This is a genomic window from Mesorhizobium sp. M8A.F.Ca.ET.021.01.1.1 (assembly GCF_003998025.1).
Lineage (GTDB): Bacteria > Pseudomonadota > Alphaproteobacteria > Rhizobiales > Rhizobiaceae > Mesorhizobium.
Genome location: NZ_RZSJ01000939.1, coordinates 1 through 1,314, shown reverse-complemented (window position 1 = coordinate 1,314; position 1,314 = coordinate 1). Strand labels below are relative to the sequence as shown.

The 1,314-nt window shown below is 66.6% G+C and carries 2 protein-coding genes; one reads left to right on the top strand and one right to left on the bottom strand.

The genetic code is table 11. The annotated features are described in order from the left end of the window. Positions 1-371: LysR substrate-binding domain-containing protein (locus EOA36_RS35635; RefSeq protein ID WP_245464563.1), on the top strand; the 371-nt coding region annotated here is incomplete at its 5' end. On the opposite strand, the gene EOA36_RS35630 is transcribed toward EOA36_RS35635, so the two are convergent. Next, a partial coding sequence (locus tag EOA36_RS35630; protein WP_127281254.1) for a substrate-binding domain-containing protein occupies positions 368-1,314 on the bottom strand: 947 nt, incomplete at its 5' end. The genes EOA36_RS35635 and EOA36_RS35630 overlap by 4 nt on opposite strands.

Here is a 1,314-nt window from a genome sequence, read left to right as displayed (position 1 = left end):
ATTTTGAGCACCATGGCTATCCCGCGCATGTCGAGGATCTCCGCCACCACGCCTGCTTGCGCTTGCGCCGCTCGAACGGCGCCATCGCGCCCTGGTCCTTCGTCGACGGCAACGAAACGATCGAGGCGATCGTCTCGGGCCCGCTGATCGCGCATGACTATCCGACGTTGCTGGGGGCCGCGATGCAAGGCGTTGGATTGGCGCAAACGCCTCGACCCATTGCCGAGGGTCCGATTGCCCAGGGAAAACTAAAGCCCGTTCTAGAGGGCCTCTCGGCGACGACGCCGGGTGTCTTCCTCTATCATCCCGGCAAGCGCCAGGTCCTGCCGAAGCTGCGCGCCTTCATCGATCATCTCAAATCCGCGAGCTAGGCAGGCGCGCCAGCCACGGACGCCCGCACCACCAGGTCGACCGGCCAGACCTCGCCGCGGGCGCCCTCCTCCAGCCCCGATATGCGTGCCGCCAGCCGCTCGGCAATGCGTGCGCCGGCCAGCCGGATCGACGAGCGCGTCGTGGACAGCGGCACGGAAAAATTCTCCGGCTTCAGCCAGGGAAAGACGTCGTCATGGGCAATCAGCGAGACGTCGCCGGGAATGCTGAGCCCGAGATCACGCACCGCGCGCACGACGCCGAGCGCCATGATCAGGCTGGAGCAGGCGATTGCCGTCGGCGCGCCGTCCTGTTCGAGCAGGCGCCGGGCAGCGCGATAGCCATTCTCCTCGGTCATGACGACGGAGCAGACATGGCGATCGCCCAATGTCAGGCCGCTCGCGGCCAGCGCCCGGCGCAGGCCGCGCTCGCGGTGAATGGCGAAGGTTTCCCTGTCATCGCCGTTGATCAGCGCCAGCCGCCGATGGCCGAGCTGGACGAGCAGCCGGGCCGCCTCGTGGAAAGCGCCTTCATTGTCGATGTCGAGATAGGGATAGTCGAAATCGAAACCCTCGCTGCGGCCATGGACGATGAAAGGAATGCCGAGCGTGTTGACCAGCGCCACGCGCCGGTCGGCGGGCCTGGGCGAAGAGATGTAGACGGCGTCGACCTGCCGGTTGGCGACGATACGCCGGTAGGTCGTCTCCTGATCGTCGGCATCAGCCGGCGACAACACGAGGTCGAGTTCGTGCGAGCGGGCATAGTCGCCCAGGCCGGACAGAAATTCGACGAAGTGCGGGTCGATGTCGACGGCCGCACCCGTCGGCAGGACATAGCCGATCATTCCGGACTTGCCCGTGGCCAGCCGGCGCGCGCTCGGATTGGGGCGATAGCCGTGGCGCTTGGCGGCGTCCATGACGCGCCTGCGGGTTTCCTCGTTGACTT